Source organism: Cupriavidus basilensis (genome assembly GCF_008801925.2).
GTDB lineage: Bacteria > Pseudomonadota > Gammaproteobacteria > Burkholderiales > Burkholderiaceae > Cupriavidus > Cupriavidus basilensis.
Map to the genome: position 1 here is coordinate 19,552 of NZ_CP062807.1, position 22,442 is coordinate 41,993.

The 22,442-nt window shown below is 60.3% G+C and carries 14 protein-coding genes and 8 pseudogenes; 8 read left to right on the forward strand and 14 right to left on the reverse strand.

Annotated features, from left to right (window positions below; genetic code table 11):
* Nucleotides 1-36: 36 nt before the first annotated feature.
* From F7R26_RS39240 to F7R26_RS39250, 3 genes and pseudogenes are all read right to left on the reverse strand, one after another.
* The gene (locus F7R26_RS39240) at nt 37-237 is read right to left on the reverse strand and encodes a GIY-YIG nuclease family protein (RefSeq protein ID WP_017514740.1); all 201 of its coding nucleotides are present in this window, start codon (nt 235-237) and stop codon (nt 37-39) included.
* 296 nt (nt 238-533) lie between these two features.
* Nucleotides 534-911, reverse strand: coding sequence for a hypothetical protein (locus F7R26_RS39245; protein ID WP_157128667.1), 378 nt, complete (start codon nt 909-911; stop codon nt 534-536).
* A gap of 193 nt (nt 912-1,104) precedes the next feature.
* A pseudogene (locus F7R26_RS39250) lies at nt 1,105-1,521 on the reverse strand (tyrosine-type recombinase/integrase); the annotation flags it as partial.
* A gap of 224 nt (nt 1,522-1,745) precedes the next feature.
* Here F7R26_RS39250 and F7R26_RS39255 point away from each other — a divergent pair.
* Nucleotides 1,746-4,686: pseudogene (locus F7R26_RS39255) on the forward strand (Tn3 family transposase).
* A gap of 156 nt (nt 4,687-4,842) precedes the next feature.
* Here F7R26_RS39255 and F7R26_RS39260 read toward each other — a convergent pair.
* Nucleotides 4,843-5,106, reverse strand: coding sequence for a copper-binding protein (locus F7R26_RS39260; protein ID WP_011229361.1), 264 nt, complete (start codon nt 5,104-5,106; stop codon nt 4,843-4,845).
* Between the two features lie 84 nt (nt 5,107-5,190).
* Here F7R26_RS39260 and F7R26_RS39265 point away from each other — a divergent pair, with 84 nt between their 5' ends.
* On the forward strand, nt 5,191-6,201 hold the full coding sequence (locus F7R26_RS39265) for an IS30-like element ISRme10 family transposase (protein WP_011229360.1): 1,011 nt from the start codon (nt 5,191-5,193) through the stop codon (nt 6,199-6,201).
* A gap of 70 nt (nt 6,202-6,271) precedes the next feature.
* Here F7R26_RS39265 and F7R26_RS39270 read toward each other — a convergent pair.
* The 5 genes and pseudogenes from F7R26_RS39270 to F7R26_RS39290 form a co-directional block, all read right to left on the reverse strand.
* A pseudogene (locus F7R26_RS39270) lies at nt 6,272-6,388 on the reverse strand (site-specific integrase); the annotation flags it as partial.
* Nucleotides 6,389-6,423: 35 nt separating this feature from the next.
* A pseudogene (tnpC, locus tag F7R26_RS39275) lies at nt 6,424-7,767 on the reverse strand (IS66 family transposase); the annotation flags it as partial.
* A 204-nt stretch (nt 7,768-7,971) separates the two neighbouring features.
* Nucleotides 7,972-8,187, reverse strand: coding sequence for an IS66 family insertion sequence element accessory protein TnpB (tnpB, locus tag F7R26_RS39280; protein ID WP_080672772.1), 216 nt, complete (start codon nt 8,185-8,187; stop codon nt 7,972-7,974).
* Nucleotides 8,163-8,540: an IS66-like element accessory protein TnpA gene (gene tnpA / locus F7R26_RS39285; protein ID WP_011229357.1), complete on the reverse strand. Its 378-nt coding sequence runs from the start codon at nt 8,538-8,540 to the stop codon at nt 8,163-8,165. The genes tnpB and tnpA overlap by 25 nt, the downstream gene beginning before the upstream one ends.
* Nucleotides 8,541-8,620: 80 nt before the next feature.
* A pseudogene (locus tag F7R26_RS39290) lies at nt 8,621-9,680 on the reverse strand (tyrosine-type recombinase/integrase); the annotation flags it as partial.
* Nucleotides 9,681-10,979: 1,299 nt separating this feature from the next.
* On the opposite strand from F7R26_RS39290, the pseudogene F7R26_RS41920 reads away from it, so the two are divergent.
* A pseudogene (locus F7R26_RS41920) lies at nt 10,980-11,180 on the forward strand (c-type cytochrome); the annotation flags it as partial.
* Here F7R26_RS41920 and F7R26_RS39300 read toward each other — a convergent pair.
* Together F7R26_RS39300 and F7R26_RS39305 are read right to left on the reverse strand one after the other, a co-directional pair.
* Nucleotides 11,109-12,752 (reverse strand): glycosyltransferase family 39 protein, encoded by a 1,644-nt coding sequence (locus F7R26_RS39300; protein ID WP_223277462.1) that lies wholly within the window; start codon nt 12,750-12,752, stop codon nt 11,109-11,111. The pseudogene F7R26_RS41920 and the gene F7R26_RS39300 sit on opposite strands and share 72 nt — an antisense overlap.
* A 761-nt stretch (nt 12,753-13,513) precedes the next feature.
* Nucleotides 13,514-13,759 (reverse strand): hypothetical protein, encoded by a 246-nt coding sequence (locus tag F7R26_RS39305; protein ID WP_008650714.1) that lies wholly within the window; start codon nt 13,757-13,759, stop codon nt 13,514-13,516.
* A 164-nt stretch (nt 13,760-13,923) separates the two neighbouring features.
* On the opposite strand from F7R26_RS39305, the pseudogene F7R26_RS39310 reads away from it, so the two are divergent.
* Nucleotides 13,924-14,372, forward strand: a pseudogene (locus F7R26_RS39310) (transposase); the annotation flags it as partial.
* A gap of 41 nt (nt 14,373-14,413) precedes the next feature.
* Here F7R26_RS39310 and F7R26_RS39315 read toward each other — a convergent pair.
* A pseudogene (locus F7R26_RS39315) lies at nt 14,414-14,710 on the reverse strand (integrase core domain-containing protein); the annotation flags it as partial.
* 483 nt (nt 14,711-15,193) lie between these two features.
* Here F7R26_RS39315 and F7R26_RS39320 point away from each other — a divergent pair.
* The 4 genes from F7R26_RS39320 to F7R26_RS39335 all read left to right on the forward strand — a co-directional run bounded on the left by F7R26_RS39320 (nt 15,194) and on the right by F7R26_RS39335 (nt 18,834).
* On the forward strand, nt 15,194-16,801 hold the full coding sequence (locus F7R26_RS39320; protein ID WP_008650720.1) for a glycosyltransferase family 39 protein: 1,608 nt from the start codon (nt 15,194-15,196) through the stop codon (nt 16,799-16,801).
* Nucleotides 16,798-17,181: a GtrA family protein gene (locus F7R26_RS39325; RefSeq protein WP_008650722.1), complete on the forward strand. Its 384-nt coding sequence runs from the start codon at nt 16,798-16,800 to the stop codon at nt 17,179-17,181. The genes F7R26_RS39320 and F7R26_RS39325 overlap by 4 nt, the downstream gene beginning before the upstream one ends.
* Nucleotides 17,178-18,299, forward strand: coding sequence for a glycosyltransferase family 2 protein (locus F7R26_RS39330; protein WP_008650723.1), 1,122 nt, complete (start codon nt 17,178-17,180; stop codon nt 18,297-18,299). The genes F7R26_RS39325 and F7R26_RS39330 overlap by 4 nt, the downstream gene beginning before the upstream one ends.
* A 256-nt stretch (nt 18,300-18,555) precedes the next feature.
* A complete protein-coding gene (locus F7R26_RS39335; RefSeq protein WP_223277440.1) occupies nt 18,556-18,834 on the forward strand; it encodes a zinc ribbon domain-containing protein in 279 nt (92 codons plus the stop codon).
* Between the two features lie 57 nt (nt 18,835-18,891).
* Here F7R26_RS39335 and F7R26_RS39340 read toward each other — a convergent pair whose 3' ends face one another.
* On the reverse strand, nt 18,892-21,381 hold the full coding sequence (locus F7R26_RS39340) for a heavy metal translocating P-type ATPase (RefSeq protein WP_011514822.1): 2,490 nt from the start codon (nt 21,379-21,381) through the stop codon (nt 18,892-18,894).
* A gap of 499 nt (nt 21,382-21,880) precedes the next feature.
* The gene (gene flgB, locus F7R26_RS39345; protein ID WP_008650726.1) at nt 21,881-22,303 is read right to left on the reverse strand and encodes a flagellar basal body rod protein FlgB; all 423 of its coding nucleotides are present in this window, start codon (nt 22,301-22,303) and stop codon (nt 21,881-21,883) included.
* Nucleotides 22,304-22,442 lie beyond the last annotated feature (139 nt).

Here is a 22,442-nt window from a genome sequence, read left to right on the forward strand (position 1 = left end):
AGCGCCGCACCGTCGAGAAGCCCGTGTTGTTCGAACTCAGGTTGCGTCGAACTCGCGCTGTGCCAGATTCGCCGACTTGCCAATGTAGATAAGCCCGTTGGTCGGCACCTCAAAAGGGGCGATCGCATCTTGGCAATTGAGAAAGAATGCATACACGCCTGGACAGCTCGGCGCACTCAGTTGTTCGGGAGTGGACGCCCTACTCAGGAGGATGTCAACGATCTGGTCGTGGAGCATGGTCGCAACCGCATAAGAGACAGTAGCCGAACACCCATGATGCCAGTGTATTTGGCTGATTTGCAACGACGTCTGGCGCGAGGCGCCGCCCTACAACCCAAAACTTGCATGATTTCGTTGGCAGGCGACGCGCGACATCGGGGGCGAAAACGGCACGGAATGGCGGCTTTCATGCGAGGGAGCCAGGGGGGCTTCTGGCCGGGAAGCGACCTTCGTCACAGCGCAAGTCCCGGTCATGCTCTCGGTGTACGATGTGCGGGGAGAACCGTCCGAGCGGGACGAGACATTGTGGAATCTCAAAGTCCATGGGGGCAGCTATGGGGTTTTCTTGCCGAAAGTTTCTCATTGCCCGTGACGATACTCTCTGGCAGCTGCCAACCACCAAATTCCAGCGGATGTTGCGGGAGCCGGCCAACCACTGCTTGTCCACTTTTGCCGGGCAACGCGCACGCATGGCCGATGTGGTCGTCGAACTGGTGGCCAGAGAGCCAGTGCGCGTCGTTCGAACGACGTTTTCCATTCTCACGTTCGATGCCGAAGGTTGCCTCGATCCAGGGGCATTCGAAAAGCAGCAATTTGCGCTCGCGGAGTCGGTCGTTGCCCCCGTCTTCGCCGCATCCGTGGATGAGAGCAAGCAACCCGTCGTTGACGCGTCCGCGCGATTCATTGCGCAAGGGGGCCAATGGGTTCCGACACGAGCTTTGGCGCGCGCGATCGATGAGGCGGCGTTGGGGCAACGACGGTGCCTACGCCTGTAGGTAGTTGCGCAAGCGCGGCGCTTTGGTAGGTGCGCATGCCGGCGTCGGCGCGCCGCCAGCGCAAGCCGGTGGGGCAGAGCGCCTCACAAATGACAGGGACGATAAGCGCCTACTGTGGCGAAGCGGGCGCGGTGAATGGTTGACCCTGTTGCTCGCCCACGGTGTGCGCATGGCGTCGGTCGTCTTCGGCGTGCAGGTAGATGCCAGTCGTCTCAATCGACGCATGCCGCAGGTTCTTCTGGATAAAGCGGATATCGGTGCCGGCGTCGGCCTGGTGCGAAGCCGCGGAATGGCGCAGCCAGTGCGTCGAGGCACGCGCCAGCGTCGCCGCGCCGACCGGATCGCTCGTCTCTAACACGGCGGCCGCCCGCCGGAACACTTCCTTCGCGATCAGATAGACCGCTGTCGGCGTGAGGTGCCGCTGCGCGTCGCCGGCAACGCTCAGGATGGCCGGGCTCAGCTCACCGGGCGCCGGCATCGGCAGCAGGCCGTGGAACGCACGATAGCGAGCAAACTCGGCCATCAGGGGTGCCCTTGATATTGCTGCAGTTTGCCGGGATAGCGACCCAGAGTATTCATGCGGGTTTCCGGGCAATGGCCAACACGATAGTCATGTAAATCAATGGGTTACTGACTCAAGATTTTGAATGTCATACGTGGCGCACGAGGCACGTATCAGGCAGCTCATTGCGTCTCCGTGTCCTTGCCGTTAATCTCGGCGGTCCGTCTACCGCTTGGGAGAAAAGCGCGATGGATCACTGGCAACTGGCGTATCTCGGCATGCGACAGATGCCGCGCGAGCTCAGCGAGTTCGAGCTAGCCACTTTCTTCACTTTCTCTCCCAAGGAGCGCGCCCTGATCGACGCACGGCGCAGCCAGCTGTACCGGCTGGCCTGCGCCGTCCACATCGGCTTTGTGCGTATGACGGGCCGCACCCTTGACGCCTCCAAGCAGGTTCCGAAATTTCTCTGGGCATATGTTGGCGCCCAACTCGGCATCACGCCACCGGATATGGGCACGCTGAGCGCCCTCTATGACCGGCGCACCGACACGCTGGTGGACCATCAGATGCTCGCCTATCAGGCGCTCGGTTTCAGCCCGATGGCTGAGCATCAGCGACGCTACGTGACGCGTTGGCTCAAAGAGCGCTTAGCGGGACAACCTAGTCGCAGTGACATGCTGCACGAGCTCAAGCGGTGGCTGTACGAGCATCGTGTTCTGATCCCGCATGACCGTGCGCTGAAACGCCTCATTAGCCAGGCCGTGGAGGTTTCCGAGGCGGCATTGACTGACGCGTTGGTGCTCGCATATGGCGAGGCATCGCTTGACGCTTGGGGGGCATTGCTACCTCGTCCGGAAGGCAATCAAGCAAGTCTGCAGCAATGGCTGTGGGCGGTTCCATTGCGCAGCTCCACGCATCAAATGGGGGAGCTGTTTGACAAGATCGAGCGGCTGTACAAGTTGGGCGTCCAACATCGCTGGCCGGCCGTCTGCAATGAGGCGGTGGTACGGCACTACGCGAGACGTTGCGCCAATCGACCGGCCTCGGTCAGCAAACGCATGGTGCAGCAATCCCGCCGCTTGGAGTCTGCTTGCTTCTTGCGCTATGCCTTGTGTGCTGCCACGGACCAGATGTCGTCCATGCTGCGCCACTGGATCCGCAAATCCGTCAACGACGCAGGACGGCTCATTGACGCTGGCCGGCCGGATCCAGAAATCAAGCTGCGAGAATTTGCGGCAGCCGTCAAAGGGCTCATCGCTGATGACACGCTCACACGAGAAACGCTCTGCCAACAATTGGATGCTTTGGCCGACGCCGCAACGAGCCAGCATCGCCTGCGAAGCCGTGCCAGCATGATTCGAGAGCAACTGCTGTTGCGGCATCGGCTTGCGAGAGCCATGCTGGGCAGGCTGGTCCAGCTGCCATTCGCCACGCAGTCCGCCCATCCAGTGATAGAGGCAATGGAGATCTTGCACAATCTCTATGCGCGGAAGGCTAATTGGCTACCAAATCGGGTTGCCGTGCGCTTCGGGCGAGCCTGGCAGCCAGTACTGGAGGGGCAGGACCGTAAGCGAGCGCTGGCCGCCTTCGAATGGGGAACGCTGTTTGCCCTGCGGGTGGCGCTACGCAATGGCTCGGTATTCCTGGATCACAGCTTCGCCTTCCGCAGCCAAGCAACCATGCTGATTTCCGGCCAGGATTGGCAGGCGCGGCGCAACCACTTCTATGGCCATCTCAAACTGCCGCAGGACGCAAGAGCATTTTTGGAACCTGTGGTCGAGCACCTCGACGCGGGGCTCGCCCGGCTGCGCGATGCCGCCGTGCGGGGCGAGCTAAGGATCGATAGCGCCATCCATGTTGATCCATTAAAGGCGAAGCGGCCCGAAGCTTCGGTTGAGGCCCTGCGGCGTGCGCTATTTGACCGGCACCCAGACGGACAACTGCCTGAAATTCTTCTGGAAATCGACAGCCACACTCATTTCAGTTGGCTTCTGCTGGGGCGAGAACCGTATTCTCGCAGTGAGCTGCTCATGGTCTACGCCGCTGTGCTCGCGCACGGGACCTCGATGTCTGCGACGGACCTCGCTCGCATGGTGCCGGAACTTTCACCAAGCGCGATTCGTCAGATGATGCGATCGTATCGCGGACGAGCGGAAACTGCGTAAAGCCGCTGATTCAGTGCTTGCTTTCATGCATCAGCATCCCATCGCCCGGCATTGGGGGCGCGCCGAGTTGGCGTCTTCCGACATGATGTCGCTGGAGACGACGCGCTCGGTCTGGCAAGCGCGGGCTGACCCACGTCGGCGTACCGCTTCGATTGGGATGTACACCCATGTCCGCGACCGGTGGGGCATTTTCTACGACCAGCCAATCCTCCTGAATGAGAGACAAGCCGGCGCCGCCATCGAGGGCGTGATTCGCCAGAATGGCGGGGAAGACGTAACGCAGCTCGCCGTTGATACCCACGGCTACACCGACTTCGCCATGAGTCTGTCACGGCTGCTCGGCTTCGATCTCTGCCCGCGACTCTCTCATCTGCGTGATCGCCGGCTGCATGTACCCAAAGGCCATGCAGTGCCGCCAGAACTGGCCGCAGTAGCGGACGCCGATGTCCGTCTGGTATTGATCGAACTTGCCTGGGATGAACTGGTCAGGATTGCGGCATCGGTCCAGACCGGCCAATGCACGGCGGTGCAGGCGCTTACACGTTTTGGCGCGGCGGCAAGGGGGCAACACGTGTATGAGGCGGGTGTGCACCTGGGACGGCTATTCCGTACGATTTTCCTCGTCGACTATTTCACCAACACCGCGTTCCGCCAGGAGATGCAGCATGCCTTGAATCGCGGCGAGGCGGTGCACACCGTCCAGCGGGCCATCCACTATGGAAAAATCCCCTTGGAACTAGCTCGGCACGATGCGTCGCTGGCAGCGGTCTCGTCTTCGTTGACGCTGTTGACCAATGCCGTGATGGCTTGGAACACGCTGCACATGCAGGAGGCTCTAGAGGCGATAGAGGCCATCGGAGGAGAATCCATGCGTGCCGAAGACCTGCGCCAGATCGCTCCGACTCGTCTGGAAGGTATCAACTTGCGCGGTACTTTCGATTTTCCGATTGCACGCTACGCGCACCGCCTACCACCGAATGCGACAAGCGTGCAGACAGTACCGTCGACCTGGCGTACAGCATGACCTCATTTACAGGTCTTTGAGCCGATGGAACTTCCCATACGGAACGGCTTTCTCCTAAGCTGATAAGTGGAGGCCGGCCTGTCAGGTTGTTTCGTCTGACGTGCCGGCCATTCCGGCAGCCTTTATAGCTAAACCGTTTGACCGCCAACAGCGAGTCTATTTCCGCAGGTCCACAACGGTGGCCTTGCCGTCGACAGAATCGAACGTCGCCGAGACCTGGTCTCCTTCCTTCAGCCCCTTTAGCATGGCCGGGTCCTTGACCGGGAAAGCCATGGTCATGGCAGACATGCCCAGGTTGGCGATGGGACCATGCTTGAGTGTGATTTTTCCAGTTGCCGCGTCAATCTTCCGCACTTCCGCGGGCACAGGCTGAGGCGCCTTCTTTGCACCCGCCGACGGCGTCATGTCCATGCCTTCCATCGTTGCGGCGGTGCCGGGTAGCGCAGCACCTATAGGGGGCGGTCTCTAGAATGAAGTGCAACACCCTGATGTTAGGGTGTTGGGATGGGACAAAGCTACAGTCAACTGGGTATCGAAGAGCGTAACTGTAGTCATCGCCTGCTAAACGAGGGGTGCAGCCTGCGTCAGGTCGCGAGAGTGGCGGGGCGAAGTCCGTCGACTATTTCACGCGAGGTTGCCCGGGCCGGAGGTCATCGTTCCTACGATGCTGCGAGCGCGCAGGGTATGGCGCTGAGAAGGCGTCGACGTGGGCCGCGCAAGCTGGCAGCAGGCACGGCGCTGCTGAAGCTGGTGAGAGCATGGCTGCGCGTGGGCTATTCACCGCAACAGATTGCAGGCAGACTCCGGCGCATGTATGCCCACCAGCCGGAGTTCCATGTGTCCCACGAGACGATCTACTGCGTGATCTACGCCACGCCGCGCGGTGAGCTGCGCCGCGAGCTAATCGGCAGCCTGCGTAAGGCCCACAAGGAGCGTCGTTCACGGGGCGCGGGGAACGATCGCCGAGGCAAGCTGCAGGATATGCGCTCGATCCACGAGCGGCCCGAGGAGGTGTTCGAGCGGCTGGTGCCTGGGCATTGGGAAGGCGACCTGATCAAGGGCGCGGGCAATCGCAGCGCAGTGGCGACGCTGGTGGAACGCAAGACGCGCTTCGTGGTGTTGGCGAAGATGGACGGTTGCGGGGCGGAGGCAGCGCTGGAGGCGTTGACCAAGAAGTTCCGTCGGGTGCCGCTGGCGCTTCGCAAGAGCCTGACCTACGACCAGGGCAAAGAGATGGCGCATCACGCAGAGCTGACCAGGCGAGTCAGTACCGAAGTGTTCTTTGCCGACCCGCACAGTCCGTGGCAGAGGCCAAGCAACGAGAACATGAACGGACTGGTTCGGGAGTATCTACCGAAAGGCGACGATCTATCGGTCTTCTCGCAGGGGTACTTGAACGGAGTCCCGAAGGCGCTGAATTATCGCCCTCGGGCGGTTCTCGACTTCGCCACTCCCGCCGAAGCCATGGCCGAAGAGATCAACAAATTACGAACTGGTGTTGCATCTCAGACTTGAAACCGCTGTCACGGCCAGCGCTGCCATCTTCTCGCGTTCCGTACTCACGGCACCCTCCTTAATAAGAGATTCAGGTAGCGAATGCCTGGCCGAATTGCCGGGCCCGCTTGACGTCATCGGTATGCAAGTAGATGGACGTGGTCGAAATTGAGGCGTGGCGCAGGTTGTCGCGCACAGCGCTCAGTTCGACAGTAAGCGCCCGGTGAACCCGTCTCGACGGGGCTACGCAGGAAGGACGGAAGCAGTCCAGCGATGTGGCAGGAGCTCCGCGATGTCGGCGGTCTTCTGAGTCGGCAGTCGCGTAAGCACGTCTTTCAGGTAGGCGTACGGATCATGCCCATTGAGCTTCGCCGACTGGATCAGACTCATGACTGCGGCTGCGCGCTGGCCAGCGCGCAGTGAGCCCGCGAACAGCCAGTTCGATCATCCAAGAGCGATAGGCCGTATTTGCCCTTCGATATGATTGTTATCGATGGGCACGGCTGGATCCTCAACGTAGCGCACGAGCGCCGCCCAGCGTTTGAGGCTGTAGTCGATGGCACGCGCGATGGCCGCGCCGTCGGGCACCCTCCGCCTTTGTTCACTAAGCCAGAGATGCAGCGCATCCAGGATTGGTCTGGCCCGCTGCTGTCGCGCTTCCAGGCGTAGTTCTGGCTCGGCGTCCCGCACCTCTCGCTCGATCTCGTAGAGCCCAGCAATGAAGCGCAGCGCCTGGCCAGCCAATTCGCTCTTGTGCTTGTCGTGCAACTCAAAGTACTTACGACGCGCGTGAGCCATGCACCCAATCTCGACGATGCCGCCGCCGAAGCTGGCCTTGTAGCCCGAGAAGTCGTCACATACCAGCTTGCCCAGCCAGCCCCGCCGGAATGCGCGGGCATGTTCGCCGCTGCGGCTGGGGGCAAACTGATAGATCACCGCACGTAATGACGAGAGTTGGCTCGGTGCGTAGGCCCACAGGTAGGCGCGATGCGTCTTGCCGTCGCCTGGCGAGAGCATCTGCACTGGTGTCTCGTCGGCATGCAGTACGCTCTGGGTCAATACCTCCGCCTGCAGTGCATCCACCAGCGGTTGCAGACGCACGCCGCAGATGCCGACCCACGCGCCCAGCGTCGATTGCGGGATCGCCAGGCCGGCGCTTGCGTAGATGCGTTCTTGCCGGTACAGAGGGAGATGGTCGCCGAACTTGGACACCAGCGTATGCGCCAGCAGGCCGGCGGTGGGGATGCCCTTGTCGATGACGTGCGGAGGAACGGGTGCCTGGGTGAGAGTCTCACATTGACCGCATACCCACTTGCCCCGGATATGACGTTCGACCGTGAACACGCCAGGGGTGTAGTCCAGCTTCTCGCTGACGTCTTCGCCAATGCGCTTGAGCGCGCAGCCGCATGTGCAAGTCTCGGACTCCGGCTCGTGACGGATCTCAGTGCGAGGCAATTGGGGTGGAAGTGCTTGGCGCTTCGGCTTGTCCTTGGGCTCCGACCTGGATGAAGGAGTCAGTGCTTCGAGCTCGGCTTCGATTGCCTCAAGGTCTGCATCGAGGGCTTCCTCCAGCAAGCTTGCCTGGGCAGATGTCCCAGCACCAGCGCATCCAGTTGCTCTCGGCACAGCGGCGTCGCGATGGCCGTCATACCGTCGGTCCAGACGAAGCGGCCCTTATTGCGGGATTCATGTTCCGAATCTTGCCAGTTCCCCGTCACTCCAACTATTGGCACAGCCCCCAATGGACGCTCGGCCCTTGTACCAAGCCACGACTAAAGCACGGTGATCGCCTCATCGCGGCCCAGGCGTTGCCAAGGCAGGGTACACCAGCACCTTGATACGCGTCGCGCGCTTGTTCGTGAAGAGATAAGCATGATGCGGTCGGGCGGCTCCGAATACCTTCACCACCCGAGCCAAGACCGTATCTGTTCCCGCTCGCATGTCCAGCGGCTCGGTAGCTAGCCAGATTGCCTCGATGCGGATCAACGCAACCACCCCTGAAGCCATTCGCCACACTCTGCTGCGGCCGATCCTGGCCAACGAATACTGATCGTCGCAGCACCGCGTCGCACTTCGATCTGTATATCCGGTATCGCAGGCGTCGGCGTGGGATCGCCGATCTGCAACGGGATGAACTCGGCTTGGGGTACTGTCATCAATGCACGGGCTTCGCCCGCGCTATCCAACGCTTGGTGTTCAGCGACCCAGCGTCGCAGCAGATTCGCGTTCACGCGATGGTGCAGCGCTACCGCCGCAATCGAAACACCCCGATGCAGGCAGTCCTGGACGGCTTTAGCCTTGAACTCGGCGCTGTGCCGACGTCGGCGTCGCGCTGGTGCGCTCTCTTCGATAGTGTTCACGTGTCCACCAAGAATTTAGATGGACACGATGCTCCTTGCTCTCCTGCTTCCCTTCAAGACGGGTTCACCGGGCGCTTACGTTCGACACCCTTCGCCAGTGCGTGCGTCGCGTGGCTGTGGCGCATCCACTGTCGTATCGCCCGTCGGAGCTTCTCTGCCAACGCTGGATGATCGCCTTCAATCGTGTTCGCTGCGAGCCTGAAGAATCGGTGCATGACTTCCCACAGGCGCAGGGGCGTGATACCGGTTTCGCCACCATCCAGGCTACCGACTATGGGCTTAGGTGGGTTCCAGCGAGCGAGGCTGACAGGGAGCCCGCGCTCCAGCAGGTGGCGTTCCAGCGCCGTCCGCGCCAAGGGCGTCAATGTAACCCTAGCGGGCTTGCCACCTTTGCCGACCAGGTGCAGCCAGTGATCGCCCGCGGCGTCGACGTCGAGATGACGCAACGCGGCATTGGCCAATTCGCTGATCCGCAGTCCCGTCGCGTATCCGAAATCCAGCAGGAAGCGAAGCCGCTGTGCGGCCGCGGCTTGCCAGCCGTACGACCACTCGAGGCCGTTGGCGATGGTGCGCACCAGCAGCCATCTCCATCGGTGAAGGCGTGGGTGATTTCCACGGCCATGGCACGCTGGTTACTGCGCACCTTGATGCCCGCCAAGGGGTTGGCCAGTACATAGCGCTGTTCCACCAACCAGCGGAACAGCGCGCTGAGCACGGTCAGCGCATGGGCGACCGAGCGCGCCGAGAGGTTGTCGACAAACGGGCGCCAGTCCGGCGACGTGTGTGGCCGCGGGGGTCCAACCCAGCACTCGCGCGGCGTGGGTCTGTGCAAAAATGTCCGATAGTCGTTGCATCCTTGGTCGTCAAGGATGAAAGGGCCTTCCCTCGCGCGACGATGGCCCACAGGATCAGCCGTTCGGCTTCCTTGCGATAGGCGCGCTGCGTGGCCGGGGATTTGTGCAGGGCCAGCCAGGCCTGGATGTCCTCGTAATCGTTGTCCATGCCCAGGATGTAGGTCGACAGCGGAGCGCGGAAGGCGCCGGCGGAGCCGTCGACCTCGTGTGGCAGCCGCAGGTGTTCCCACGGTGTCACGATGGCCCGTCGGTCAGCGACGATCAAGGCGCGGGCACGCTCGGTAAGCGCGTGCTTTAGATCACCATCGATATATGGGAGCGCAGCATGCGCGCAGCGGGTAATCGGGCCGACTGATTGTGCATTTCAATTTGAGGCCATTTGCTATGCGGTGCCCCACTGCGACAACAGGTTCCGCATGCTCGTCGCACTCGGCAGCAGCCGATCCCACCACGAGGGCGATGTTGGCGGGTCCCCATACGAGCAAGTCTGGCGCGCGAATTGCTGTTGTTGGAATGGCGTATTTCCAATACGCCGATCAAACTATTCCGAAGGAGATTTGTCATGCCACATGAGGACCTCAGAGCGTGTATTGATGCCTGTCACGCGTGCGCAGTCGCCTGCAATCATTGTGCAGCTTCCTGCCTGCGAGAACGGAACGTCGATGAAATGCGGAAGTGTATAGAGCTCGATATAGACTGTGCACAAATTTGTGCGTTTGCTGCTGCTGCTATGTCTCGCGCAAGCGAACACTCAAAGGAGATTTGCCAGCTATGCGCTCGAATTTGCGAAGAATGCGGTGCTGAATGCGCCAAGCACGCAGCGCAACATTGTCTGGACTGTGCGAAGGCCTGCGAGCGATGCTCGCAAGCGTGCAACAGTATGCAATAACTGACGCCGCAAGGCACCGAGCACCTTTTGTCGGCGCGCCGCGGCAATGTACGGGGATTCTCGCGTCGCGTCCAATGTAACTCACACCAAAACATGTAGAACTTTCATGCTCGAGGCTGGCGGGAGAGCGGCAGGTCGCAGTCCGCTCTTTTGGTCCACTTCTCCGTTCATGTGGCATTTGCAGCTAGCCCGGCGCCAGCTTCTGCGCTCCCTGCACAAACGGACAAAATACTAGTGATCTCGTGGGCGTATCTGAATCCATATCGACTCGTCATCGCTGGAATCCATTACGGGATAATGACGTGGCGGCAATGTCCTGTCAGGCACGCGTCGTGCTTGGAGAATGGGCCAACGACGATCCGCTGCCGGAACTGCAACCGGACTTCGTTGATGCAGTAAGCGCCCAGTCCCCCAGCGCAATTGGCCCGAAGGCCGAGCGCGGGCAGGCCGGGATTTTCCTTGCTGTGCACCTCCCAGCCACGTATCGAACTAGAATTTACGCCGTAACTATTCTGACGCTGCCGAAACAGAGGTGAACGCGCAATGAAAACCTTCGGACTTTCGATCCTTGTCTCGCTGCTCCTTGTGGCAGTAATTGGACTCGGAATCGCGTTCTCGGGCACTTATAGCGTGGCCGCGGATGAACCTGATTGGCGGATCACAGAAAACGTTTTGGCGATGGTGCGTTCCCGCGCCATGGAGCGGCAATCCGACGAACTGCAGCCGCCAAATCTGAACGATGCGCAGCGTATTTTCAAAGGAGCGGGTCAGTATGCTTCTATGTGTGTGGCTTGCCATCGTGCACCAGGCTTACCAGACAATCAGTTAGCGCGTGGACTTTATCCCTCGCCGCCGCGTCTGGATCAGAGCAGGGTCGATCCCAAGCACGCCTTTGTAGTGATCAAACACGGCTTGAAGATGACCGGCATGCCAGCATGGGGCGATGATCACGACGAACGTCTCGTGCCGCATGACCGCGAGCTTGTGACCAGGGGTCTTCCATCGCTGCGCAAAGGCCTCTTCATTAGCAATCCACTTTCCAGGCTCGACCGAGAAGCCAAGATCTAGCTCGGATCTGGCGCCGACAATGGTAGGTAATCGCTCGGTGTAGAATGCTAGGCCTCGGTCAATTTGTCCCACGTCGAACAGTTCTGTGTCAACGCGGGACGCCGCCTTGGCTTCCAAGCCAAGTGGTTTGATGGAGAGGGATCCAAACGCCCGAGACGCCATCAAGCCAGCCTGAAGGCCGGCCAGCGTCGCCAGCGAAGCGACGGCAACCGCGCAGAGCCTGCGGCCGCGCAGGGCGATCCCAAAGGCCAGAAAGCCACCGATCGCGAGAATGCCTACGGTGATGGAGCCCCAGGTCTGCAACGTTGCCGGATCGCTGACGTCGCGCTTCAGTAGCGCATTTGACAAGGTCGGATGCCACAGCAGGAAGCCGATCGTCACCGCGAGCACTGGCATGGCAAGAAAGCTTGCAGCCAACGTGGGGCGGACTCCGGACATAGCACGGTGCGCAAGCAGCACCGCCATCGGTGGAAAGGCTGGCAGGATATACAGCGGCAGCTTGGAGCGGGAGATCGAGAAGAAGGTAAGGACAACAACAACCCAGAGTGACAAAAACAATCTCGAATCGAAGTGCTGCGTCGCCCGAGCGCTGCGAGACCAGAAAGAGAAAGCACGAGGGATCAAGCCAATGAACGGCAGCACACCCGCCGCGGCAACGGCAAGGAAAAACCAGACTGGCTTGTCTCGCTCGTGTATCGCGGAAGAAAACCTTGCGAAGTGTTCGTGGATAAAGAAGTAGTTCAGAAATTCGGGGTTGCGCAAGGACACCACAATGAACCAAGGCGCTGTGATTGCCACCGCAAGCGGACTCCAGCGCCAGAATTTCCCGCTGAAGAACGCGGATCGCTGTCGCGTGATCGCCACGTACAGCGCCAGCGTTATTGCTGGCAATACGAGAGCGATCAGGCCTTTGGCAAGAAATGCCAGACCGACCAACAGCCAGATAATCGGGTATAAGCGATAGTCCCGACGCTGGTAAGCCACAGCGAAAACGAGAGCCGCACTGCCGAGCAGTGAGCCGACGCCGATGTCCGTCGTTGTCAGATTCGAGCCGAGAATCCATAAGGGTGCGCCGATAAGTACCGACGCTGAAGCCAGGCCAACGTGCTTGTCATAGAGCTTTTGCGCAGCCCACCATGCGACAAGTACGCCCAGCAGTCCCACAAGAGCACTCCAGATCCTTGCTGTCCATTCGGACGGCCCGAAAAGCGTATAGGCGCCGGCGGTCGCCCAATACTGAAGGGGTGGCTTGTCGAAGAACTTGACGCCATTTAACCGCGGCGTGACCCAGTCGCCCGAGACGAACATTTCCCGCGGAACCTCTGCGTAACGCCCCTCATCGGGTTCATACAGCGGGCGAATGGCTAGTGTCGACATCCAAAGGACCATTGCCAGTGTCATCGTCAAGACAGGCAAAATCCGTCGTTTTGAGAGCAGGCCCATGTAGTTACGGTTAAATTTCTGCCGATCAGACGTACGCGTCGCCTGTGCCACTTCCGAAAGCTACTCGCAGGATCGTGGTGCTGGGGCTTTGCAACGGACACGCGCTTCTTTTCGATCCCGAGTCTGCAGACCGTATTCACGGAAAGGGCTTGGGCCGCGAGGTGGCCGTTGCAATGTCTCGAACGCGATATTTTTGCATCCGGATGACAGATTTTAGGGTCCTGACCTGTCGAAAGGATTACGGGAAGATGACGTGCGGAGCCATCGACCGGGAAGTTGGGGATAGGGCGTTGTGTCGAGCGACTAAGGAGGAGGGAGCCTGACAGTCGGTTTTGCGGTTGCGCCGCGATCGCTGGACCTGAGGGAAGGCCTCTTAAGACCTTACAAACAGCGGCCGATGATCAAATGATGGCCATGGACGTCAGTCCAACCAATCAAGCGCGTGCTCGTCACACCCGGCCACCTTCAATTGGGCTTTAGTGAGCCGCATAGCACTAGAATCCATTCACGGCTCCAGCGCTCGCCCATCCAAATAACGTGATCTTCGCCGGAAGCATGTTGCCATGCGAAATCATCCACGATCTAAAGTGTGCGCCGGGCTCGACCGACCGGGCCGCGAAAATGAGCTCGGCCAGTCAAGAAGCCGCTTCCCGAATGCATTACGCACGTGCACGTAGACTGCTGGAGCTACGCCGCCTTACGCTCAGAGGGAGTTGCGGCTACTCCAGAGATTCGGGTGCCCGCCGAGGGCAGCAGTTGCGCGCCCATCCGAGTACTGAGAGCTGCTCCATGATTTCTCCATCGACCTCCACTCGGTACGAGCTGTCGGCGAGCCGCAGCCACGACGTCACTAATCCAAGCTGCATCAGGCTCTGCAAGGTCGCTTCCATCTCCACCGCTTGCAACTCAGCGGCATCTGGATCGCCGCTGGGCGCCTCCAAGACTATTGCACCATTCTGGGCCATCGCCTGTATCCTCTCGCTTTAGGAAGTCGTGCCAAGACGCGATCTTATTTTATGCGCAGTTCATTTACGCATAATTAATCGATTTACTTGCTTTCGGGGGGGCTATCCGGATGGAGCGAGCCTGGAGCGGCCCCCTGAATTGCCGGACACAGTTCCCCCTTACAATGAACTTACAGGCGGGGGCATACGACTGTGTTTCGATTGAGCGCGAGAGCTGTGAGCCGGGCAAGACGGTGTTGATGGTGGCGTGCCAGCAAGGCGGAAATCCGAATCACCTCCTTCATTGGCGCAAGCTGTACCAGGACGGCAGTCTATCGGCGGTTAGGGCTGGTGAAGAAGTCGTGCCGCCATCGAGCCTGAGCGACGCGCTCAAGCAAGTCCGTGAGCTACAGCGCATGCTGGGGCAAGAAGACCATGGAGAACGAGATTCTCCGTGAGGCAGTGGAGGTGATGACCTCGCGAAAATAATTTGCGCGCTCAACCTCATTGGCGGGGGACGACCTGTGAAGCTGGTCTGCGAAGTTCTCGGTGTAGCGCGATCAAAAATGTAGAAGAGAAGCTTGCTCGGCCTGCAGACTGGCAAGACGGGCGCAGTGCCAGGCAAACCGACGATTGGGGTTACCCCGTTTTTTCGGACAGATCTGCATTGGAATCTTAGTTCGATGGGTTGTCTCCTTGTGATGGGGCGGTGAAGGCTGAGTGTTGCGTCAGATCCTTGTCATGGGCGGTCATCCTTTCAAACTCCTGCGGGCTTCGATAGCGCAACGCGCTGTGCAAGCGATGTGGGTTGTACCAGCCTTCGATCCAAGTGAACAAGGCGCGCCGCGCGTCATCATGCGTGGCAAAGTGCGAACGCATCAGCAGCTCGCATTCGAGCGTTGCAAAGAAGCTTTCACACATGGCGTTGTCATAAGCATCGCCCGCCGATCCCATCGAGGGCTGCACCCCGGCGTACTAAGGGTGATGAGGCCCGCTGACAACTGCGGGGCGTCAAGTTTACTATGCAGAACATTGCGGCGACATTGCCGAATGGTTACGCACCAACGCATCGAACCCGACGCCCGTTCTCCGAAGCACTTGGGTTACCATGAGCTAACGCTGACGCTTCGTCAGGCAACTTCTTCTGCCGCAAAGCACTCGACGGCGGACTGCGCCGTCATCATCTCGTAATCCCCCCGACAGGTGAGCGCCCTAGAATCCCGCTGTTCGCTCTCTGCTGGCCAAGTCGCCATCCTTCGGACTCCCGCGTGAATCGCATCCTCGGCTCGTGGGGCGTCAAGCGGCGCCGCGTGAACTGCTCCATGATCCAACATCACGACGGCGACGAACCACATCCGGCATCTATGTCGTTGCGCCCTGAGAGCATTTGACCAAGCGCGGTAGCAGTGGCCACCGCACACCTGGACGGGCAGTCTCTTGAAGCGACAGATTTTCATGGCTTTGACCATCGCACTCACGGTGGTCCTCTGGATGTCCACGCTATCCGTGCGTCCCCTCTATGAACCCGACGAGGGTCGTTACGCCGAGGTTCCGCGCGAGATGTTCGTCTCCGGCGATTGGGTCACGCCGCGGTTGAACGGCATCAAGTTCTTCGACAAGCCGCCCCTGCAGTATTGGGCGACCGCCAGCGCCTATACGCTCTTCGGGCCGTCCGAGTGGACAGCAAGGATCTGGAGTGCGCTTGTGGGACTGCTGGGCGCACTCGCCGCATGGTGGGCGGCGCGATCGCTCTATGACACGCGCATAGGCCTCGCCTCAGCGCTGGTGCTCATCGGCGCTCCCCTCTGGATTCTCGGCTCGAATCTGACAACAACAGACATTGGTGTCGGCGCACTGCTCGGCAGTGCCGCTCTCGTTTTCGCCGTGGCCTACCAGAATCGGGAACCTCGCTTATACCCCCTGATCTGGTTGTTGGTCGGTCTGGCATTTCTTGCCAAAGGCCTGATTGCCCTGGTACTGCCAGGAATCACGCTGCTGCTATACGGGGCGGTCACTCGACAATTTTCCGCATTTTTTAGCGCGAGATTCTGGCGCTGGAGCCTGCTTGCGGTGGCCATCACCATGCCTTGGTTTGTCGTGGTGTCCCAGCGCAACCCCGAATTTCTGAATTACTTCTTCATCCACGAACACTTCGCGAGATTCTCGTCCTCGGTTCACGAGCGGGACAAGCCATTCTGGTTCTTCCTGGCCGTTGGTGCGGCAGGCGTCCTGCCGTTCATGGGCTTGATTCCCCGTGCTATCGCACTCCGCTCTCGCAGCGCACAGGCAACGCCTGGCTTCGACGCACGACTGTTTCTGTCGCTGTGGGTAGTCGTTGTCATTGCCTTCTTTTCGATTTCGCGCTCGAAGCTGCCGCTCTATATCCTGCCCGCCTTACCACCGGTGGCCGTCTTGCTCGCGTACAGATCCATGACTGCAGCCCGCCCCACACTGGCGGCAAGCTTTCTTGCCATGCCTGTGCTCGGCGTTGCCATCGCCGTGCTGCTATGGCATCCGACAATGTCGAATGCGGTACTGAAGCTCAATATCAGCAATCCGGCCTCATTGCATACCTGGGGCGCCATCACGATGGGCATTCTGGTCATCGGTGGCTTCCTGGCCTTTGGGATCGCCCTGCGCGGCCACAGGCTCTGCGCGGTTGCCGTCGCTTCGCTGGCGACGCTGGCCAGCCTTCAGGCTGGCTTGATGGCGTCTCGGGCGTTTGGGTCCCTCTCCATCAAACCACTTGGCTTGGAAGCCAAGGCGGCGTCCCGCGACAACACACAACTGTTCAACGTGGGCCAGATTGACCGAGGTCTGGCGTTTTACGCCGAACGAGAACCGATCATTGTCGGGGCCAGATCCGAGCTGGATCTCGGCTTCTCGGTCGAGCCCGACAAGTGGATTGCTAATGAAGAAGCTTTTGCGCAGCGATGGCTGACCCCTGGTCACAAGCTCGCGGTCATGCGGCACGAGACGTTTCATCGACTGAGACCGCTGCTCGGCGGCAACACAACTGTGATCGGACGACATGGCGTCAACGTTCTGGTGCAAAAACCATGAACATCCCATCACGATTTGTACGGTTTCTGGGCGCGGGGGCGACGGCAACCGCTACACACTACGCAACACTGATCACGCTGGTCGGTTTCGGGGTTGCAGCGCTACCGGCGTCTGCCGCCGGCAGTGTTGCAGGCCTTCTGACGCACTACTGCATCAGCAGCCGATGGGTGTTCACACCAGTCCGACCACAACGCGCCACTTTCGGACGGTTCATTCTCGTTTCCGCGCTGGCGTTCTTTCTTAACTCACTTCTGATGTGGGCTGGACTAGCATTGGGGCTTCACTACCTGGTTGCTCAAATCCTCTCGACAATTTTCGTCATGTTGGTCAACTACGTACTCCATGCAAATTGGACGTTCATGAATGGAGCGATGCGATGAATGCCGCCAGCCTGCTGCCAGAGAAGATCTCGGTCGTCGTACCGCTCTTCAATGAAGAAGCTGTCCTGCCACAGTTTCACTTTCGGCTTCTCCGCGTGATGGATGGATTGGCATCGGACTACGAGATTATCTACGTGGACGATGGCAGCCGCGATCGATCACTGGCGGTTGCACACAATCTCAAGGCGGCCGAAGCGCGCGTCGGCATTGTCGAGCTGAGTCGCAACTTCGGCAAGGAAGCCGCGCTAACGGCGGGCCTCGACGTGGCAAGCGGCGACGCCGTTGTGATCATCGACGCCGATCTGCAGGATCCGCCCGAACTGATTCCGTCGTTGATCGAGAAATGGCGCGAGGGGTTCGACGTGGTGTACGCCACGCGCACTTCCCGGGATGGCGAATCGTTCCTCAAGAAGTTCACCGCGCACTGGTTTTACCGCCTGATGGGCAAGCTCAGCGATACGGAGATTCCGGCCGACACCGGCGACTTCCGCGTCATGAGCCGTCGTGCCGTTGCCGCACTCGGACAACTCCGGGAGCAGCACCGCTTCATGAAGGGGCTGTATGCCTGGATAGGATTCCGGCAGACGGCCGTCTTGTATCGGCGTGACGCGCGGGCATCCGGGACGACCAAGTTCAACTACCGCAAGCTGTTGCGTTTTGCCGTGGATGGCATCACTGCCTTTTCCACCGTGCCGCTCAAGTTTGCAACCTCGATCGGCCTGCTTGTTGCCGTTCCCGCCTTTGGCATGGCCGCCTTCATCGTTGGCAAGACGCTGCTCTACGGCGACCCCGTACACGGCTACCCATCCATGATGACCGCCCTGCTTCTGCTGGGCGGCCTGCAACTGGTTTTCCTAGGCGTGCTCGGGGAATATGTTGGGCGTCTGTTCAATGAAGTCAAGCGGCGGCCGGTGTATCTGGTGGCAAGCTATACGGCGCCGATCGGCCCCGGCACCCCCACCGCTGAGCCGGGGCAGGTGGCCGCAGCGACACGGGGTGGCACCCCGCCTGCAGCAATCTTTCACGCACCCGGATGCCCGGAAGGCAAAGCTCCTGGCCTCCCCGAGGCTCCTCAGCGGGATGCCATCCTCACGGAAACCCTTGCGCCAAGCCGATAGACAGCCCGCCTTCCATGCGCTCTCACGACATGGCCAGCAACTATCGGGATCATGACGTTTTCGAAAGAAAGAGCCTCGTATTCAACTTATTCCGTTCTTCGCATCCACCGACCATTGACCCTGTAGTCACTACAGACTATTTACTACAGGCATTGGCTGACGCGTAGCAGCGCAAGTCGTCGCAGCACCCGACACCACGGGGCCGCAGCGACGATCCATCCACTTAGGAGGAATGATGGGTTTCTTGGAAAGGCTCATGGGCCGTCACAGCGGCGGTCATCACGGCGGCGGAAGTGAGCACGGTCGTCGAGGAGGTCATCATGATGGTGGCGGCAGCTACGGCTATGGGAATCCTTTGCCACCACAAAGCCCCGCCGGCGTCCACTGCCCCAACTGCGGCACGGTGAGCGCCCAGGGCGCGCGCTTCTGCCAGCAATGCGGCAGTTCACTGGCTCCGGCGCCGTGCAGTCGATGCGGCACCTTACTCCCACGCGACGCAAAGTTCTGTGGAAGTTGCGGCAATGCCGCCAAATGAGTCGGCGGCCATAGCTGCCGCCGCATCTGGCATCGCCATCATTGCGGCCGGGGCCCGTCATGGGGATTTGTCGCGATAGGCTAGCAGTCGAAGCGCATTGAACACGACGATCAGCGTCGACCCCTCATGCATGGCCACGGCGGGCCCGATACCGAGGCCGAGGATCGTGGCTGGCAGAAGGAACGCCACGACGCCGAGGCTGATATACACGTTCTGAAGGATGATGGCCCGCGTATGTCGGCTTAAACCGACCACAAAAGGTAGGTGTTGGAGGTCGTCGGCCATCAGCGCAACATCCGCCGTTTCCAGTGCCACATCTGAACCTGCCGCACCCATTGCGATGCCCACCGTGGCGTTGGCCATTGCCGGCGCGTCGTTGACGCCGTCGCCGACCATGGCCACTTTGGCTTCCGCGCGCAACGTCTGGATGGCTTTGACCTTGTCCTCAGGCATCAGATCGCCCCAGGCTTCATCGATACCTACGTCCTTGGCGACGGCTTCGGCTGCGCGCTGGTGATCGCCGGAGATCATGATCATGCGTGTGATACCCAGCCTGCGCAGTGCCTCGAGGGCAGCGCGCGCCGAGGCGCGCGGCGTGTCCATCAGCCCAATGGCGCCGAGGTCCCGATCTCCCTGCCTGACGATCATTGTCGTGCGGCCAGTGCTGCGCAGCGTCTGCACTGCGCTCGCCATCGATTCGCTAAGCGGTGCAATCCCGTCGGCGCCGAACATGTCAGGCTTGCCAATCCAGACGGTCTTACCGCACAACGTCGCCGTGACCCCGCGTCCGGTCAAGCTTTGGAGATGAGACGCTTCCGGGATGGAACTGCCTTCCAGGCGCTTGCGGCCATCGCGGGCAATGGCCGCAGCCAACGGGTGGTCGCTGAGCGACTCCACGGCGACCGCTACGCTCAACAATTCCGCTTCAGCTACTCCTTCGGCGACCATCACATCGGTAATACGGGGGCGCCCCTCCGTCAGCGTCCCCGTCTTATCGAATGCAATGGCTTTCAGTGAACCCAGGTTTTCGAGCGGCGCCCCGCCCTTGATCAGTACACCCCCTCTAGCGGCGCGCGCTACCCCCGACAGCACCGCGCTCGGTGTCGCGATGGCGAGCGCGCATGGGCTGGCGGCAACCAGCACCGCCATGGCGCGGTAGAAGGTCGCACTGAACGGCTCATTGATCACTAGCCCTGCAAACAGCAGCAATACCGCCAGCACAAGCACTGCAGGAACAAAGATCCGTTCGAACTTCTCAGTGAACCGCTGGCTCGGTGACTTTTGCGCTTCGGCCTCGTTGACCATCTTGACGACTTTCGCCAGGGCGCTGTCCGTGGAAAGGCGCGTCACTTCCACTTCAATGGCGCCGGCGCCATTGATGGTTCCGGCGAACACGCGGGACACGGCCCCTACGGCATCGGGCTTCCTCCTGGCTGCGGCGGCGTCATCCACGGGCTGCTTGTCGACCGGGATGCTTTCGCCAGTAACCGGCGCTTGATTGACTGCGGAAGCCCCCTTTACCAGAAAACCATCGGCGGGGAGGCGTTCGTTCGGCCGAACCACCACCACATCCCCCACCTGCAATTCCTCGACGGGGACCTCTCGTACCTCGCCTTCACGCCGCACACTTGCTGTAGCCGGTGCGAGCGCCGCCAACGCTTCGATCGCCCGCTTGGCGCGCCCCATGGCGTAGTGTTCGAGCCCGTGGCCGAGACTGAACAAAAAGAGAAGTAGCGCGCCTTCCGCCCAAGCGCCTAACGCCGCCGCCCCTGCGGCGGCTACCAGCATCAGTGTGTCGATTTCGAACTTCTTTAGCCGGAGGTTCTCTATCGCTTCCCGAACGGTATAGAAACCACCAAAAAAATACGCGCCGACAAAGAAGGCAACCGGAATCCATGCTGGCAGGCTGCCGAACAGCTTACCAACGGCAAATCCGAGACCAAGCAAGGCCCCACAGATCAGGGAGAAGATTAGCTCAGTATTCGGGCCAAACACGCTGCCGTGTGCGTGGGCCTCATGCCCCTCGCCTTCCCCATGTGCATGATCCTTGACGCCTTCGCGGTGTTCATGGTCTGCATGACCGCTCTTCCGGGCACCGATCTCAACCGGCGCGAGCCCGCGTTTTGACAGGGCCTGCTCGATCCCTGCCGCGGAGATCCGATCGTTGTCGAATTCGACGCGCGCTATGCCGGAGGCGCTGACTTCGGCCTCGATGACGCCGGGCAAGGCCCGCAGTTGGCTAGCTACGGTTCGCGCTCGTCGTTCGTGCCAGACGCCCTTCAATTGCCAAAGCACATGACCAAACCGCGACGAAATCACCGCACCCGTGCTTGTCACCAGCTCCCGGATGCGGGCAAGGGAAATCGCTGCGGGATCGTAGTGGACACATATCTGTGAATCGCTATCAACATTTGCAGTTTTTATATGCGCCGCCTCGACGCCCTCTTTCCCTCTCAGTTCGGACAGCAACCGTTCTACACAGGGATCAGAGGAATCGGGAAGGCCAGGAAGCAAGACAGGAATGTCCAGGCGCAGCTTTTCGGTCATTGTCGCGGGCTCCAGTCAGTCTGAATCGGCATTCACGCCGTTGCACACTATTAGCAACTAGTGTGCCCCGCATTGCAACAACAAAGCTCAACGAGTCAGCGCCCCAATGCCCCGCCGTAATGCGTTGGTAATGTGCCCGCAATCTGAGCGTACTATCTTGCGGATGACAGGATCCTCATGTCATCCGTCCAGGAACCATACAGATGATTAGCGCCGTCGCATGCTCTGCCTTGCTGGCCTACGCTTTGCCGGCTCCTGCGACCGGTGATCGACTCAGCGAGAAGCCGACCCAGTGGCACACCCTCGCCATTGGACATTCAGACACGGGATACGCCTCCCGCGACCAACGGGTTGCCTGGGCGGCCAACCCGCGACATCGCACAGCCAAACATCCGTCGAAGCAGGAATCCGCAGCGAGCACACCGGAGCCGTCTTCCAGAGACGCGTCCAGCGCTGTCGCCGCACCCAAGCCGCCCTGCCAGTAGTCGCGGTTTCCCCGCTAGGGCCGCATGTCCTGGTAGAGCTTGAGCATGTCCTTGTACTCGTCGGCAGTCTTTTGAATGGAGAACCGCATCCGCAGCGCGTTCTCTGCAAACGCCACACGCTCGACGTCCATCTCCACGGTGTTGCCGTCCATACTCGACTGCAGGGGGACGCGATACATCAGATCCTCTTCCAGCGCGGGCTTGCTTGCCTCGATGTGTCGCGGCGAAGTCATGGTCATGCCCGCAAAATTCTGGCCACTGCCCATCACCCTATCCAACTCGGCGCTGAAGTCGATATCGCGCGCCTTGTAGTTCGGCGTATCCGCATTTGCAATATTTGCAGACAGCAGCTCGAACCTCCGTGTGCGAAGTCGCAGCGCTTGCTCATGAACGCTGTCTTCGCTACGCGCCCATTTTGCGACGTATGGCGTGTCCATCCTTACTCTCCAACTAGATCGGAACCCGCAGCGTATTGCAAAGGCAGTCGATCTTGCTTCGAGAGAAGCGACCTCTTTTCGTGAGTTTCCCATTACCGGCCCGCAATGTTCGCGCGCACACAGGTTGACGCGTCCGCGC